This is a genomic window from uncultured Treponema sp., assembly GCF_946187725.1.
GTDB lineage: Bacteria > Spirochaetota > Spirochaetia > Treponematales > Treponemataceae > Treponema_D.
Map to the genome: position 1 here is coordinate 1 of NZ_CAMHSK010000021.1, position 15,303 is coordinate 15,303.

Consider the following 15,303-nt stretch of genomic DNA (forward strand, 5'->3'; position numbering starts at 1 on the left):
CTTGCATTCGAGACAATGGTTGACGCAGGAATCAAAGAGGAGAGCGCTTACTATGAGTCACTCCACGAAGTTCCTCTCATCGCAAACCTTATCGACCGCAAACGTCTCTACGAGATGAACCGGGTTATTTCCGACACTGCAGAATACGGATGCTACCTTTTCGCTCGCGTTGCCGCTCCAATGATGGCAAAAGACCTCATGCCAAAAGTAACTACAGAAGTTATCGGTAAAGGTCTTTCAAACAAAGATACAAGCGTAAACAATACAGAGCTTGTTAATGTAAATGCAGAGATCCGCAACCACCCGATTGAGGTTGTAGGACGCAAACTCCGCGCTTACATGACTGCAATGAAACCTGTACTGTAAACTTACTGCACTGGATATGAAAAAGGGGCTGTCCATATGAAGTTATTATTAACTTCTAGGACAGCCCTTTTTTTTGAGTTTTTATTACAAAGCCTCAAAACGGAGCTGTCAAGGCTTTTAACGTGAGCATGCCTTGACTTGACGCATTGGGAAAACTTCTAAGTTCTATACGGTGAACTGATCAATCTGGCTTCCCATTTTGTCGATTGAGTTTTTCACCCGGTCAGATACATCCGTGAGCATTGTTCCCGTTTTGTTAATCTGCTGAGCGCCGATGTGCATTTCATCCATGCTCTGCTTCATCACAATAGTAACATCCTGCAAGTGCTGGACTTCCTCCAGAATCATTTTGTTTCCTTCGTTCATCTCGGCAGAAGCGTTGCGGACCTCGACAGTAGAGTCATTCATCAGTTTCAGAGCCTCTGTAATCTGGCGGGAACCTTCGTTCTGCTCTTCCATTGCTGCCCGAATCTGCATGACCAGCTGATCTGTGGCCTTAAGCTCTTCCTGAACCTGGGCAAAGACCTGACTTGACTCAGTTGAGGCCGAAACGACATTGACAATGGCATCCTTAATCTGATTAAGCTGCTGCCCGATTGTCTTTGACTGAACAGTAGATGTCTCTGAGAGCTTACGGATTTCATCAGCGACGACAGCAAATCCTTTTCCAGCGTCCCCGGCGTGGGCAGCCTCAATCGCGGCATTCATTGCCAGAAGATTTGTTTCGCTTGCGATGCTTGCGATTGCAGTGTTAGCTTCTTGAAGCATCTTTGACTGCTGGTCGATTTCCTGAACACGCTCGTTAACAACGGCAAGTTTTTCAAATCCATGGTGAGAATGTTCCTGCAGGTCATTGAAAGAACGGCTCATTTTTTCCATAGAACTGTTCACCGACTGAATGTTTCCAATCATCTCCTCAACGGCCGCACTTGCCTCCGTAACGCCTGAAGACTGATTTTCAATCATATTGTTAAGGGCGGAAATATTTGCTGAAATCTCGTCTACAGCCCCTGCCGTCTGCTCGACACTCTGCTTCTGTCCCGTTACCTGCTTGTGAATGCTGTCTATGTTTGCAAGAATTTCATGAACAGCACTGGCTGTATCTTCTGTTGTTGTCTGCAAATCAACGCCGGCCGTGTCAAGCATTCCCTTAGAATCCTTCATGTGGGAAATGATATTCTGAAGTTTATCCGCAAAAGCATTGAATCCGTGAACTACATCACCAATCTCATCATGAGTCTTCACATTGATTCGTTTTGTCAAATCCGCATCACCAGAGCAAATATCCTCAAAGGTTGCCTTAACATCTTTGAGGGGACGCAAAAGCCTGACGATAATAACGCCGGCAAGGACACAAAGAATCAATACCAAAACAAGCATGAAAGCCGTGGCAATCTTCATAACCTTGTTGATGATTCTGTCAATGGCACTTTTGTTTCGGAAAGTAGAGACCATTCCGGTAATTTTACCCAGCTCAGTTTTGAGCGGGAAATAAATGTTGAGGTAATTCTGCCCCAAAAGAACAGAGTCCGTTTCATAAGTCTCACCTTTTACCTCAACATGATTCAAGACTTCCTGATTCGTGACTTTTGACCCTGCCCATGATTTTCCGTTTGCGTCTTTTATAGTGCTGGAAACACGGGTATCACCTTCAATGATGGAAATTTCAATGTTATAAATCCGCTGCATGTGGTCAACGAAACTCTGTTTTGAAAGGTCGTATCCTGCCACAAGACAGCCCAAAAGCTGACCAGAAGAATCTTTTATCTTACTGGCGGCAAGCATAGAATAGCCGATGACTCCTGATTTTGACTCATAGGTTTTTGCTTCATCCATGCCTTCACGGACAATGTCTTTTACACAGGCCATATCAGAAATATCACTTCCATTATTGAATGTACCGCCGCTGCCTGCGATTACACGGCCGTTTTCGTCAGTAACGAACATAATGTCATTTCCGACGATTTTCCGTTTTTGCTCGGCAAGTTCTCCGATTACAGAAGCATCGCCTTCTTCCATTGCCTCAACGAAATTCGGACGGCCGGAGAGGGCAACGACAGCATTCCTTAGAATGATATTTCGGTTATTCAAGTTGTTCAGAATTCCCCGCTGAACAGACTCAAGATTCATTCGGACATTATCACCAAATTCTCCCCTGAATTCCTGAAGACACATAAACTCAACTGCAAGAGCCGTGACGACAATGGAAACTCCGACAAGGATGCCCATTTTGACTGATAATTTGAGGTTTTTTCGCATTCAACGCCCTCCAAGGTCTGGATTTAAAATTTACTATATATACATTTTAAATCATAAAATCATTGTTGTCTAATGCTTTTTAAGAATTTTTTCAGTTTTTCTTCAATACGAGAGAATTGAACATCAAAAAAATCTTTGATATTATATTTAAATCATCTTATAAAAAGGAGAAAAAAATGGCTAAAAGCTCTAAAGATTATTTCGGACTTCCATGGCTCGTAAGCGTAATTCTGTGCCTCTTCCTGGGACCGATTATGGGTATCCTTGCTCGTTTTTCTGAAGGAAAAATCGTTGCTGGATTGCTGAGATTGTTCTTCGGATGGAACATCATCTGGGTAATTGACTTCATTCTTATTCTTTTCACAGGAAAAATCTTAAGAGTGGTCAATTTCTAAGCTACCGCTTTAAATAAAAAACGGTTGACGCAAATCAACCGTTTTTTATAGATAATGAGTTTGGGAACTTCAGTTTTTAAAGATTTCCTTATTCACCTGTAAAATTTCCGTATAGAATAACTGGGGAAGAAGATTTGTTGGATGAAGATGCAGAAGCCGTGCCTTCGGTTCCATTGGCAGCAACTGAGGCGGCCGATTTGGAAGCAGGTTCTTCTTTATAACGGGTTTTGATTGTCATTTCAGATTTGATTCTGTCTAAGGTAGGATTATACACAAGCAGGATTTCACGCATGACAGCAAGAACTTCTTCATCGGCATCGCTACATTCCAGAAGCTTGTTATAAAACTTGTACATCTGGACATAAGCGTGGTTCAAACCGACATAATCTTCATTGTAAATTTCTACTCTGGATTTCGCATTTTCCATACTTTTATTCTAACGAGAAAATTTTGATTTACAAGAGAATTCTTGATTTTTTGCTGATTTTTTCTATTTAAATGGACGCATGAATCTATATAAATAGAAGATAAAATATCAAATTAAATTTTAAGAGGATATAAAATGGAAAAGACTATCGCTTTGATTCCTGGTGACGGAATCGGTCCTGATGTTGTTGCAGAAGCTGTAAAAGTTCTCGACACAGTTGCAAAAAAATATGGACACAAATGGAACTACACAAAGGTAATCGCCGGTGGTTCTGCAATCGACCATTTTGGTCACCCGCTTCCAAAAGAGCAGCTTCAGATTGCGCTCGACAGTGACGCAGCTTTGCTCGGTGCTGTCGGTGGTCCAAAATGGGACAATCTCGCTTCTGAACTCCGCCCGGAAAAAGCACTTCTCGGTCTTCGCGGCGGCATGAAGGTTTTCGCTAACTTGCGCCCAGCAGTTATGTGGAAACAGCTCAAAGACGCATGTCCTCTCAAAGATGAAATCGTTGGTGAAGGCTTGGACATTCTCATCGTCCGTGAGCTCACAGGCGGAATCTACTTTGGTGAGCGCGGAACAAGCGCAGACGGAAACACAGCTTGGGATACAGAAAAATACACTCGCCCGGAAATCGAGCGAATCGTACGCATGGGCTTTGAATATGCACAGAACCGACAGAAACGCCTCTGCGTAGTCGATAAAGCAAACATCCTCAATTCATCACAGCTTTGGCGCCGAGTTGCAGAAGATGTTAAAAAGGACTACCCGGATGTAACACTTTCTTACCTCTACATCGACAACGCTTCAATGCAGATGGTACGAAACCCACGCCAGTTCGATGTTATCGCAACAAGCAATATGTTCGGTGACATTCTTTCTGACGAAGCAAGCCAGATTACAGGTTCAATCGGTATGCTTGCTTCTGCTTCCCTCGGTGACGGAACAGGTCCTGGTCTCTATGAGCCAATCCACGGTTCAGCACCGGACATCGCAGGAAAAGATTTGGCTAATCCGTTGGCAACAATCCTTTCTGCAGCAATGCTCTTGCGCTACTCATTCAAACTTGAGGAAGAAGCAAAGGCAATCGAAAATGCAGTTAATGCAGTTCTCGATGCAGGCTGGCGCACAGGCGACATCGCAGGAAGCCACCTTGCAGAAGTAAAAGCAGCAGGTAAGCTCGTCGGCACAAAGAAGATGGGCGAACTCGTTGTTGCTGAATTGAACAAATAAAACACGAATTGAAAACTGAAAGTTGAAAATTATGATTCTGAGAAAATCAAGTTTTTCGGCTTTCAGTTTTTTTGTTATTGGGAATGAACTTATTATTTTGAATAAGAGTATACGACAGTTCCGTCAGATATGCGGATTTTTTCTTTTTTGAGAAGCGTATACCGTGGCTGCCCGCAGGAATAATCAATTGTTGTTTTCGGGAAAAATGTCCGGCACATTTGTTTTTCTTCAAGTTTCTCGCGAGAGCCAAGAAACAAATACAGGGTATGCGCATCAAGAATACCTTCAAGCAAATACTCTGCCTTTATCTGAGAATAAATACGGACATTCTCGTTATATTTGAAGATTAATTGATTGCTGTCTAAAAACTCTTCAAGATGACAAAGAGGCTCAAGTCGAGCCGTTACATCTGCGTAAAATTCACTTTTCTCAATAAGGGCTTGCGTAATACTTCCATTCAAAATATCATTAAACAATTCTTCGCGAGAACCGCGCTGAGCCGCAAAAATATCCCTTAACTTATGTAATCCTGCGACATGATGAAAATCTGATTTCTGAAAAGTAAGAGAAAATTCTTTCTTAATGCCTTTCCTTGCAATTACAAAATGGTACGAAAAGTCCAAAAGCTTTTCATAATTTTTCGCACACTGTAATAGCAAATCCAATTTTTTCTCCGACAAAAAAACCCGTCACAAAGACGGGCTTATGAGCATTTTCTTTCGGCAAAAGAAAACTCTTACCTACGCCAGTTAGAGGTACCGCTGCACAACCCCTCCAGAAGGCTCCGTAGAACAATGCATACTGGCACACCCTTCTACTTCAACACCTTAACAGACACACGAGTTGTCTGCCGTTGATTTAAATATAGTCCGCTTTCCATGCGATGTCAAGTAGACGAAAATGAATACAATGGAATGTCTGCGGGCACTTTTATCAAGAAAATGCCCTATGTCAGTTTTCAGTTCACTCAAAATTAAACGCACGGACACAACAGACTAAGCGAGTTGAAGTTTTCTTATCGTTATCAATGTTACCATCTCTGAAAACGAGATTCCATACATCATAGTATTTCCTATACTGTGATGATGAACCATAACTGTCGTCAGATAATTGAACTCCACCTATTGCATCAAGCACTGTATTTAACACAGCTTTATTTCTATACATATAACATAACTCTGCAATAGTTGGCATATACCAGCCTGTTGCATAGTTGTCTGGAAGTCCGAATGTGCTTGCGTAATTGTTCACATAATTGAATGCGGGGTAATTCTCAGCAGCGTTTGCGGTGCCTTCCGGGTCAATTGAACAGATGATTTCCCAGTTATCACTTCCATTAACATCTCCTGTAAAGGTAGCACTATCTGCTGAACCACTATAATTATCTAGGCTAGGAGTACATATTATGTCAATGAAGTTAGTTTTATGTCCTATTGAATAATTGTCTCCTGCCCATCTATATGAACCTCTGTTTTTTCCACCCGCTGAATTGTAAATTCCAAGCCAACCGCTCGGTGCTCCATATGCATTGAAGCCGTACATCACACCTACAACCGCCGCTTTCTGCTCATCAGTGAAAACTCGTGTAACATCATAGGCCAATCGCGAGCCGTCATTCAGCAAAACATCGCCCACACTGTATGCACTGAAATCCTGTACTTTTAGAGTTCCTGTTATTGATTCAGAGCCGTAGCTTACGGTTATATCATAATCTCCGACAGTTCCGGGTATAGTGAATGTGACGGAAAGGTTGGAATCGCTGTTTCTCGTAAAGCTCGTGTTTGCGACAACGCTTGGCTTTGAAGAACAAGTTGCCGTAAAGTTTGAAAGGTCAACATCAGGAGTGTCAAAGTTTTTGCCTTTGATTGTCGCTGTCACTGTGTTGTCTTCCTTTGTGTAGCTTACAAGAGGAATATTGAAGCTCGTGAATTTGGGCACATCGTAAACTTGAATTGTTGCTGAATAAGATGTCTGAACTACTCCATCAAAGAAAACTTTTACTGTATAGAACTCATCTGTTGATGGAACGCTAATCTGAGTGTCAATTGTTTGATAATTTGAACCACTTGATGACGTCCACTGAACAGAACTTGTGTCAACTGTGACTGGCTCATCAAAATAAGCAGTCCCAGCCGAATCGTAAAGCTGGATGCTCGGACTTGTCAAATCAAGGTTATACCCCTCAATTCTTACAGTTTCAGTACTTGTGCTTGTCACGCTTGCCAGTGGAATTTGGACTTTACCAGAGGTGTAAACAGAGGTTCCATAAAACTGATAAATATACTGCAATTCTGCACCACTACTCACATTAAATCGTGCCGTGTGCCTTGTGTCTTCTGTCTCATCGCCAATCTTGCATAAAACAGTGAATGTGGAACCTCTCTGGTTAGAATTTGCACTGTTCGTTGGTGCCGTGAGTGTCGCTGTGGCAGTTCCCGCCTCTTTATCAACTGTCGCCACAGTGTTCGTTACATTGCCGCTTGAATCCTTCGTCTGAATCTTTACGACAGTGCCCTCTTCAATCAAGTCTGCGTTTGTGATTGTTGCCGTTGCAATTACGGTCTGGTCGGTGTCATTATATGCCCAGTGGTAGCGGCTCAATGTGATTGATTGAACGCCAACGCCCTCAACAGGGGTAACACGAGCGGTCTGTGCAGAGCTTTCGTTTCCTGTTTCATCAACCACAAAGAGCATGAAGGCATATTCGTCACCGTCAACTTCCACATCGCTAATTGAGTAAGAAGAGCCAGTCAAATGCGTGTCAGAAACGACAGAATTTTCGCCCTTCGTGTAGCTCAAGTTCACATAAGCAAAATCACTGTCAGTCGGGTTCGTCCAGTTCACCGAAATCACTTTTGTGTTCTTGTTGTATTTCGCAGTCAATCCTGTTACAGAAGCAGGAGCGGTCTTATCGATATTTCGAATACGCTCTTCTGTATAGCCGACATATCCTTCTGAATCTTTTACGGCAATCGTGTAATATCCGTTTGAAGTCGCAGTGATTTTGTACTTGCCGTTTGAGTCCGCCGTAACTGAAACAAAGTCCGCACTGTTCAATACGGCTTTTGGATTCGTCCATTCTCTTCTTTCTGCCGAATACACATAGCCGACTTTAGAAAGTTCATCGGCGGCCACATTTACGGTGATAACGACATCTTGATTTGTAAGTTCTTCCGTACTCAAAACCGTGCCGATTGCAATAGAACCGTAAGTGCTTCCACCAGTACCGCTTGTTCCGTCCTGTCCGTTAGCACCCGCTTTTGAAAGCAAATTCCATGCCGTTCCATTCCAGATGTATGAGCAGCCGTCGCCAGTGTTGTAGTAAGCCCAGTACAATTCTGGGGTTGCAGGTGCTGATTCACGCTCGCCTTTCCAGACGATTGATTTTCCGTCGTTTCCGTCCGTGCCGTTTGTTCCATCTGTTCCATCCTTGCCGTCTTTACCGTTCGCACCGCTTCTTGCAAGATAAGTCCATTCCGAGTCTATGTAGATGTATGAACAACCATCGGTTTTATTGAAATATGCGTTCAGGTATTTTGGATTTGCGATTTCGGAAGCTGAATCAAAAGAACCAAGCCAAACGATGCTTACACCGTCCTTTCCGTCAGCACCGTCTTTACCGTCTGCTCCATCCTTTCCGTCTGTGCCATCTGTTCCATTTACACCATCGGTTCCGTTTTTGCCGTCTTCGCCTTTAAGACCTGCTTCAATTTCCTCACTTGTGAAATTGTTGTCCGCCATTGTAGATGAGCCGTTCGCGTTGACCGTGACATTTGAACTCAAAGAATGAATCACGCCGTTTCTCATGGCAACAACCTGATACCCGCTGCCAGCAGGAACGCCCGAAATCTTGTAATTGCCCGAATCTTCCGTCATCGCCATGAAGCTCGTGCCAGCGACAAAGACCAAAAATCCTGTGTTGCCGGTTTTTGTGCCGTCAAGCGTAATCGTTCCTGTGATGTCGCCTGTCGCGGTGAGTTTGAGGGCCTCCGCAATAGCCGTCTCAGCAGAACGAACCACAACATTTGTGCAGACAGCCCGCTCGCTCGAATATGAGCTTGCCGCGTAGACTGTGTATGTTCCTTCTTCGAGATTTTCAAATGTGTAAGAGCCGTCGCTTGAAGTGAGCGTGCTGCCCGCAATCGTTCTTGAATCAGAAGCAAGCCGTCTTTCCAAAGCGGATTGTTCAACGGCAAGCGTTCTCAGTCCGTCAGTTTTGTCGAGAGTTACGATAATTCCGCCGTGATTTGAGTCTGAAAGATTTGAGTAAGTTACCGTTCCTGTGATTTTTCCGTCTGCTGATTTTGCAGTTTCGGAACCAGAATCACCCACATCAGAATTGCAGGAAAGCAAGCCTAAAAGAATCACAAAAGATGTTAAAACTTTCAGAAAAGAATTGAAACTATTTTTCATAAAATCCTCCGTTGTAAAAAAATTCAGCATGAGTCACTAAATATAGTGATTCACACAACACATTCACTATTTTCTGTTATCATTTTAACTTATCACTAAATTCTAGTATTGGCAAGATTTCAAATAACAGAATAATGTTATTGTATGTCATGACTTTTCGGGAGCGTCTGCGTGAACAAATTGAATTCTGCGGTCTTTTAGATAAGGAAGTTGCGGCACAGGCTGGAATCAGCAAACGTTCAATGGACAGTTATGTGGGAGCGGAATCTTGCATACCTTCTGCGGAAGTTGCCGTAAAGCTCGCAAAAGTTCTTGGAGTTTCCGTTGAATATCTCGTAACAGGCGAAGTCAAAGCCGAAACAGAGCTGAATCCCAAACTAGGCATAATAAATCAGGCCACTGAAATCCGTGCACGAAAACTTCTGAATCTTTTTACAAATCTTTCCGAGCGAGACCAGGAACTGCTTATTTCCTTCGCAAAAACAATGGAAGAAAACAACAAGTAGTATTTTTCCTAAAAGATTGGCGGATTTTCTTTTTTCCTTGTTATATCCGGGATTATCCTATAAAATTGTTTTATGGGAATGCAAGATTCTTTTGAACGGATGGCCTCCGAAATTTCTCCTGAAGAACGAATGAGGATTCTTGAACAGGTTCGCCCTGAAGACGGTCAAACTGCTTCTCCGCTGCATCCTGCCAATGAGCTGTTCGAAGAGTATACTGAGCCTCTTGAAACGAAAATCAAAAAAGAATCTCTGATTTTACGAATTTATATCTGGATTAAAGCGGCCCTCACAAATACCAAGCAGAGCATAATCTATAACGAGTACAAACTTTCCGAACTTTCCCGCTATGTTCACCACAATTTTCCGGGCATCGTAAACACAAAGCATGGCCTTCTTCTTACGCCATTTTACGAGCATCTTAATGAGCTTAAAGAATTTTCTGATTTTATCAGACCGTACATTTTTGCGCTCAACGATAACAACAGTTCTTTCTATGTTTTTCTGGCGCATTTCATCATGCCGGCCATAAGCGAAGAAATCAAAACAAATGCGGATCCGTATTCCAATCCTGTCACGGCAGATTTTCCGCCGGACACGAGGACTCAGCTCCTGCACAAACTCGAAGACATTTTCGACAATATTCCGGCTCAGGACAGAGCGCAGATGTACAATGCGGCAAAGGCAACGGAATGGCTTAAAAATTTCGTCCGACTGCCTTTTCCACGGCTCATCACCCAATTTTCAGAAAACGACCCGCGCAATTACACTTGTCCATTCGGGCAGATTGAACCTGATTTTGATGTTTTCGCAAGCGTTCTTTGCAGCGCTGTTGATATTCCTGACGAATTCACGGAAGCGCTTTATCTTTACGCGATGAAGAATTCCAAAAACGCGAGCAATGATGAAACTGGCCGTGATGCAGCGGAATTTTTGACAAAAGCGCACTCATATCTCTCAAGCCTTCAGATGTTCATGACATCGATTCCACTCCGCTCAATCGGAAGGCTGATTCACATAGACTCTCAGTGGCAGCCCGAATTAATCTTCGGCGGCGAAGATTGGTATGTCAAATACAAGAATGTCTGCAAGAAGATTTTTGAGCAGAAATGGGCTGCATGGGAAAGCGACTGTAAAAAACAGGCTCTTCTCTCAACCTTAAAATTCAATTTCGACCTAGAATCATTCCCGCAGTTCCCGGAGCGTCCGTGGGAAGAAGTCTGGACCGGGAACGAATTTGCCTACACATCAACTCTCGGCTTCGTAAACTGGTTCATGAGGGAACGGTTTATTAACTGTGAGATGGATTTAAAGACCCTTCTCACACAGGGCACCTTCAATAAGAGCGAAAATTTCAATATGCTCTCGGACGCATTCAATGCCATGATTCAGCTTGCAATCTCATTTCAGGATTTGGAGCGAAAACTTTCTGTTCACGGTGAATGGGGAGCATTTTTCTACATGGCAAAAGAAGAAGGCGCCCGCACCATTCAGACTCAAAACAAGCTCGATAAAATCATGCGTGAAATCGAAGCTGATTCAAAGACATTTATTCACAAATTCGGCGACAATGCACGCGTCATAAATCAGGTTCTCGCAGGAATCTTGGGTTACACAAAAGATGCTCGCTACGACACGGTTTCAAATCTTCAGAAAATCTATACAAAGAACAACGAGCCGTTCGTCAGAAAGCTTGAAGCTATAAAAACCCTGTTTGAGAATTCAATCGCTTTTGCAATGGAACTTGAAAGCCTCGACAAGCAGAAAGCAAGATGATAAACGAAATATCTGTCAAAGACGAACTCGAAAAAAACAATACACCCGAAGCAAAATATGTCTCGTTTCCCTTCTATTGTAATAGCGAAATTTTGGCTTCTGATTCAGAAAAGCACGCCCGCTGGGGAATGACTCTGCTTTGTGCAAAGTCAATGAGATTCCGCTGGAACGAGACAAACGAAAACCGAACGCAAATGCTGAAATCGATTTTCCCAAATCAAAAAATTGCGCCACTTGAGCTTATTCATTCGAAAGAGATTTTTGAGGCCAAATCCGAAGGCGACACAAAGAATCTAAAGGGCGACGGCATAATCACAAAAAATCCGCTTTTAGTGCCATGCGTCACGGTTGCTGACTGTGTTCCGATTTTTCTTTACGATAAAAAGACTAAGGCATTTGCCGCTTTTCATTCAGGCTGGAAGGGAACAGGAATTGCAGGACTGGGAGTTGAAAAGTTATGCAGCATTTACGGTTCACAGAAAGAAGACATCTGTGCCGCAATCGGGCCGCACATTGATTCTTGCTGCTATTTTGTCGATGAAGAACGGGCTGATTATTTTGCAAAGAATTTTGGTGAATCCTGCGTGTCAAAAGCAGAAAATGCAACTGATGATAAAAAGCCGAATTCGCTCGCTCAGCAATTTCCTTTCAGACTTTCGCTCACAAAGGCAAATCTCTATGTACTTAAAAAAGCCGGTATAAAAGAAGAAAATATTGTTGTTGCACGAGATTGTACCTGCTGCACTGCCTTCAAAAACGGAACTAATGTTTTCGGGTCATTCAGAAGGCAGGCCGCATTTTTGGATGAAAAGATTGATGCAGACACAAGAAGCCGCAGCATGACCGTACAGGCGGCTTTCGTCTACATTTAGGCTATGCCTTTATAAACTGCTCGAATCCGTTGGCGTTGATTTCTTCTACGAGAGAACCGTCACCGTCTTTGATGATTTTACCTTTTACGAGCACATGGGTTTTATCAACATGAAGACTTTCAAGGATTTTTGTTGAGTGAGTGATGATAATCAACGCACCGTTCATGCGCTTCTGATATTCTTCGATGCCCTTTGAGACAGTGCGTACTGCGTCAACATCAAGGCCGGAATCAGTTTCGTCCAGAATTGCAAGACGAGGTGAAAGCATCAAAAGTTGCAGGATTTCGCTCTTTTTACGCTCACCGCCGGAAAAGCCCACATTTAAATCGCGAGAAGCATAACTTTCTTCCATATTAAGGAGCTTCATTGTTTCTTTGAGCTGTTTTTGGAATTGGAAGAGTTTAACCCGCTCGCCGGTTTTCTGCTGCAAGGCCGTTCGTATGAATGATTCAAGGGAAATTCCCGGAACTTCAAGAGGCTGCTGAAACGAAAGGAAAATGCCCTTGGCCGCACGCTTGTCTGCACCAAGCTCAGTGATGTCTTCTCCGTCAAAAAAAATCTTTCCGCCGCTTACGGTATAGCGCGGATTACCCATAATTGTATAACCGAGGGTTGATTTTCCTGCACCGTTCGGGCCCATGAGCACATGAGTTTCACCAGGATTAACGATAAGTGAAAGCCCGTCAATAACATGCTTTTTTTCTATATCAACATTCAAGTCAGAAATTTCAAGTAAATTAGCCATAGAAAGAATATACAGAATTTTGTGCTTTTACTCAATCAGAAATTACCTATCAATTTGATAGACTTTTTTTTACATAAAACTCGACATTCGAGCTTGTAGATTTTTCGCTTGCGATTTCTTAATTTAGTGCTAAAATTAAAGAATTGGATTTCATTTAAAGACGGAGACGGTATGCAAATTCCACAGGATAAAGAGATTCATAAAAGTATAAACAGCATAGGTTTACGGCTTGGATTGGCAGCAGCAGGAATCACCGCAAATGTAATTCTTTGCTATTTTTTCAGCAATCTTGGACTCCCGTTTTTCCTTGACAGTTTCGGCACAATCGCCATCTCTGCAATAATCGGAATACCGTTTACCGGAATCCTCACGGCAGTTCTCTCTAGTGCAATCTGCTCCGTATTTTACAGTGCATCCATCTATCTTGCATTTTTTAACGCACTGCTCGCAATTTTTACAGTCTGGTTCATTCGCAATCATTCCTTCAAGCAAATCAGTAAATCACTTCTGTTTCTGCTTGCTGTGATTTTCTACTCGACTTTAGTAAATACCCTTGCCCAGTTTTTAATTTTCGGCAGCACACAGCCTTCGCTCCCGGCTCAAAACGCTCGCTCGCTCTCAACATCCGGCGGCATTTCCTATCTGTCAGCATTTTTTATCATAAACTTCATGATGTCTGTTCTGGATAAAGGCCTTTCTTTTATCCTTGTCATCAGCCTGCTGAATTTCATTTCTACCGAAAAAATCAATGCGATTCAAAACGGCATATGGAAGCAGAGACCGCTCGCCAAGCAAGCTATCCGCGCAATCAAAGATTGGAGCCGCGATGTAAAACATTCTTTGCGCACCAGAAACACTTACACTCTTGTAGTCACTTTTCTCATTCTCATTTTCGTCATGGGTTGGGTTGGCGGAAGATTGTACTTCAAGACTCTTAAAGCCTCAATGACACAAAGTGCCAAAAGCTGCGTAAGTTTTGCCTCAGAAGTAATTCCGCCCGAAAAAATCGATTATTTCATAAAATACGGCACAGGCCATCCCGATTACGCTGAAACTTCCGAAACACTCAGAAAAATCCTTCAGGTTTCGCAAGGAATTCAGTATCTCTATGTCATTAAAATTGAAGAAAACGGCTGTCGGTTCGTCTTTGATATGGATTCAAAAGATCCTTATGTGCCAGGTCAGTTGGTTCCGTTTGACAAGGAATTTGAACCATATTTTCCGGCTCTGCTCGCTGGTGAAGAAATTGAGCCTGTCGAATCAAACAATTTGTTCGGCTGGCTTTTAACGATTTACCACCCGGTCAGGGATTCATCTGGAAAATGCGTATGTTATGTTGGTGCGGACATCTCAATCGACTACCTGCACAGTTACATCGCAAAATTTCTCTCACACATCCTTGTGATTATGGCAGGATTTTTCATTCTAATTATAGCCTATGCAATCTGGAATACAGGAGTTTACACCTCTTATCCAATCAGCTCAATTGCGGCCTGCGTAGACAATTTTGCACGCACCAGTGAAAACATCGAAAAACTTGATGAAAATGTAAGAACAATCCGTTCGCTTGATATTCGTACGGGAGATGAGGTTGAAAAGCTGTACAAGGCAATCTGCCGAATGACATTGAATCAGGCAGAACAAATGCGTGACATCATCAGGCTTTCAGAATCAACCATGAAGATGCAGGACGGCCTTATCATCACAATGGCAGACATGGTAGAAAACCGAGACTCTGATACAGGTGCGCATGTCCAGAAGACAGCCGCCTATGTAAAAATCATTGTTGAAGGATTAAAGAAAAAAGGCTATTACGCACAGAAAATCACGCCAAAATTCATGTCTGATGTAGTGCGTTCTGCTCCGCTCCACGATGTAGGCAAAATCAACATACCGGACGGAGTTTTGAACAAACCGGGCAAGCTCACTGACGAAGAATTTGCAATTATGAAAACGCATACCACGGCAGGAAAACACATCCTTGAAAACGCAATCAGTACTGTTCAGGGAGAAAACTATCTTAAAGAAGCACGCAACATGGCCGCATATCACCATGAACGATGGGATGGCAAAGGCTATCCGGAAGGTCTTCACGGCGAAGTAATTCCTCTCTCAGCCAGAATTATGGCCGTAGCAGATGTTTTTGATGCCCTCGCTTCTCCGCGTGTTTACAAGCCAGCCTTCCCGATTGAAAAAGCCCTCGCCATTCTGCAGGAAGGGGCAGGAACTCAATTCGATCCGAAATGCGTTGAAGTCTTCATGGAAGCTCTGCCGGAAGTCAAGATGATTCTAAAGAAATATAGTCCTGCGGTTTAAC

11 protein-coding genes and 1 pseudogene are annotated in these 15,303 nt (G+C 43.0%); 7 read left to right on the forward strand and 5 right to left on the reverse strand.

All coding sequences use genetic code 11. The features are described from left to right. A pseudogene (locus Q0Q74_RS08875) lies at nt 1-366 on the forward strand (ketol-acid reductoisomerase); the annotation flags it as partial. 165 nt (nt 367-531) lie between these two features. Here Q0Q74_RS08875 and Q0Q74_RS08880 read toward each other — a convergent pair. Next, nucleotides 532-2,625: a methyl-accepting chemotaxis protein gene (locus tag Q0Q74_RS08880; protein WP_294430065.1), complete on the reverse strand. Its 2,094-nt coding sequence runs from the start codon at nt 2,623-2,625 to the stop codon at nt 532-534. A gap of 176 nt (nt 2,626-2,801) precedes the next feature. Here Q0Q74_RS08880 and Q0Q74_RS08885 point away from each other — a divergent pair, with 176 nt between their 5' ends. After that, entirely contained in the window at nt 2,802-3,020 is a 219-nt protein-coding gene (locus Q0Q74_RS08885; protein WP_294430067.1) for a hypothetical protein, read from the forward strand. An 88-nt stretch (nt 3,021-3,108) separates the two neighbouring features. On the opposite strand, the gene Q0Q74_RS08890 is transcribed toward Q0Q74_RS08885, so the two are convergent. Further along, nucleotides 3,109-3,447, reverse strand: coding sequence for a hypothetical protein (locus Q0Q74_RS08890; RefSeq protein ID WP_294430069.1), 339 nt, complete (start codon nt 3,445-3,447; stop codon nt 3,109-3,111). Nucleotides 3,448-3,582: 135 nt separating this feature from the next. Here Q0Q74_RS08890 and leuB point away from each other — a divergent pair, with 135 nt between their 5' ends. Continuing rightward, complete coding sequence (gene leuB / locus Q0Q74_RS08895; RefSeq protein WP_294430071.1) at nt 3,583-4,677, forward strand: 3-isopropylmalate dehydrogenase; 1,095 nt, start codon at nt 3,583-3,585, stop codon at nt 4,675-4,677. 92 nt (nt 4,678-4,769) lie between these two features. On the opposite strand, the gene Q0Q74_RS08900 is transcribed toward leuB, so the two are convergent. Next, complete coding sequence (locus Q0Q74_RS08900) at nt 4,770-5,342, reverse strand: PBECR4 domain-containing protein (protein ID WP_294430074.1); 573 nt, start codon at nt 5,340-5,342, stop codon at nt 4,770-4,772. A gap of 298 nt (nt 5,343-5,640) precedes the next feature. Next, nucleotides 5,641-9,090 carry a hypothetical protein gene (locus tag Q0Q74_RS08905; protein WP_294430078.1) on the reverse strand — a complete coding sequence of 1,150 codons (3,450 nt, stop codon included), beginning with the start codon at nt 9,088-9,090 and terminating at the stop codon, nt 5,641-5,643. Between the two features lie 134 nt (nt 9,091-9,224). On the opposite strand from Q0Q74_RS08905, the gene Q0Q74_RS08910 reads away from it, so the two are divergent. The 3 genes from Q0Q74_RS08910 (at nt 9,225) to Q0Q74_RS08920 (ending at nt 12,241) form a co-directional block, all read left to right on the forward strand. Then, nucleotides 9,225-9,596 (forward strand): helix-turn-helix transcriptional regulator, encoded by a 372-nt coding sequence (locus Q0Q74_RS08910; protein WP_294430080.1) that lies wholly within the window; start codon nt 9,225-9,227, stop codon nt 9,594-9,596. Between the two features lie 72 nt (nt 9,597-9,668). Next, nucleotides 9,669-11,369 (forward strand): DUF5312 family protein, encoded by a 1,701-nt coding sequence (locus Q0Q74_RS08915; RefSeq protein ID WP_294430082.1) that lies wholly within the window; start codon nt 9,669-9,671, stop codon nt 11,367-11,369. Beyond that, nucleotides 11,366-12,241, forward strand: coding sequence for a polyphenol oxidase family protein (locus tag Q0Q74_RS08920; protein WP_294430083.1), 876 nt, complete (start codon nt 11,366-11,368; stop codon nt 12,239-12,241). Before Q0Q74_RS08915 ends, Q0Q74_RS08920 begins: the two co-directional genes overlap by 4 nt. Before the next feature lies 1 nt (nt 12,242). On the opposite strand, the gene sufC is transcribed toward Q0Q74_RS08920, so the two are convergent. Beyond that, a complete protein-coding gene (sufC, locus tag Q0Q74_RS08925; protein WP_294430085.1) occupies nt 12,243-12,986 on the reverse strand; it encodes a Fe-S cluster assembly ATPase SufC in 744 nt (247 codons plus the stop codon). A gap of 171 nt (nt 12,987-13,157) precedes the next feature. Between sufC and Q0Q74_RS08930 the strand changes: the two genes are divergently transcribed. Then, a complete protein-coding gene (locus Q0Q74_RS08930; RefSeq protein ID WP_294430087.1) occupies nt 13,158-15,302 on the forward strand; it encodes an HD domain-containing phosphohydrolase in 2,145 nt (714 codons plus the stop codon). Nucleotide 15,303: the final 1 nt, after the last annotated feature.

Excerpts from the sequence above, each read along its gene's own strand:
- sufC (WP_294430085.1), bottom strand. The coding sequence starts at position 12,986 with ATGGCTAATTTACTTGAAATTTCTGACTTGAATGTTGATATAGAAAAA.
- Q0Q74_RS08930 (WP_294430087.1), top strand. The coding sequence starts at position 13,158 with ATGCAAATTCCACAGGATAAAGAGATTCATAAAAGTATAAACAGCATA.
- Q0Q74_RS08915 (WP_294430082.1), top strand. The coding sequence starts at position 9,669 with ATGGGAATGCAAGATTCTTTTGAACGGATGGCCTCCGAAATTTCTCCT.
- Q0Q74_RS08885 (WP_294430067.1), top strand. The coding sequence starts at position 2,802 with ATGGCTAAAAGCTCTAAAGATTATTTCGGACTTCCATGGCTCGTAAGC.
- Q0Q74_RS08905 (WP_294430078.1), bottom strand. The coding sequence starts at position 9,090 with ATGAAAAATAGTTTCAATTCTTTTCTGAAAGTTTTAACATCTTTTGTG.
- Q0Q74_RS08920 (WP_294430083.1), top strand. The coding sequence starts at position 11,366 with ATGATAAACGAAATATCTGTCAAAGACGAACTCGAAAAAAACAATACA.
- Q0Q74_RS08910 (WP_294430080.1), top strand. The coding sequence starts at position 9,225 with ATGTTATTGTATGTCATGACTTTTCGGGAGCGTCTGCGTGAACAAATT.
- leuB (WP_294430071.1), top strand. The coding sequence starts at position 3,583 with ATGGAAAAGACTATCGCTTTGATTCCTGGTGACGGAATCGGTCCTGAT.
- Q0Q74_RS08880 (WP_294430065.1), bottom strand. The coding sequence starts at position 2,625 with ATGCGAAAAAACCTCAAATTATCAGTCAAAATGGGCATCCTTGTCGGA.
- Q0Q74_RS08890 (WP_294430069.1), bottom strand. The coding sequence starts at position 3,447 with ATGGAAAATGCGAAATCCAGAGTAGAAATTTACAATGAAGATTATGTC.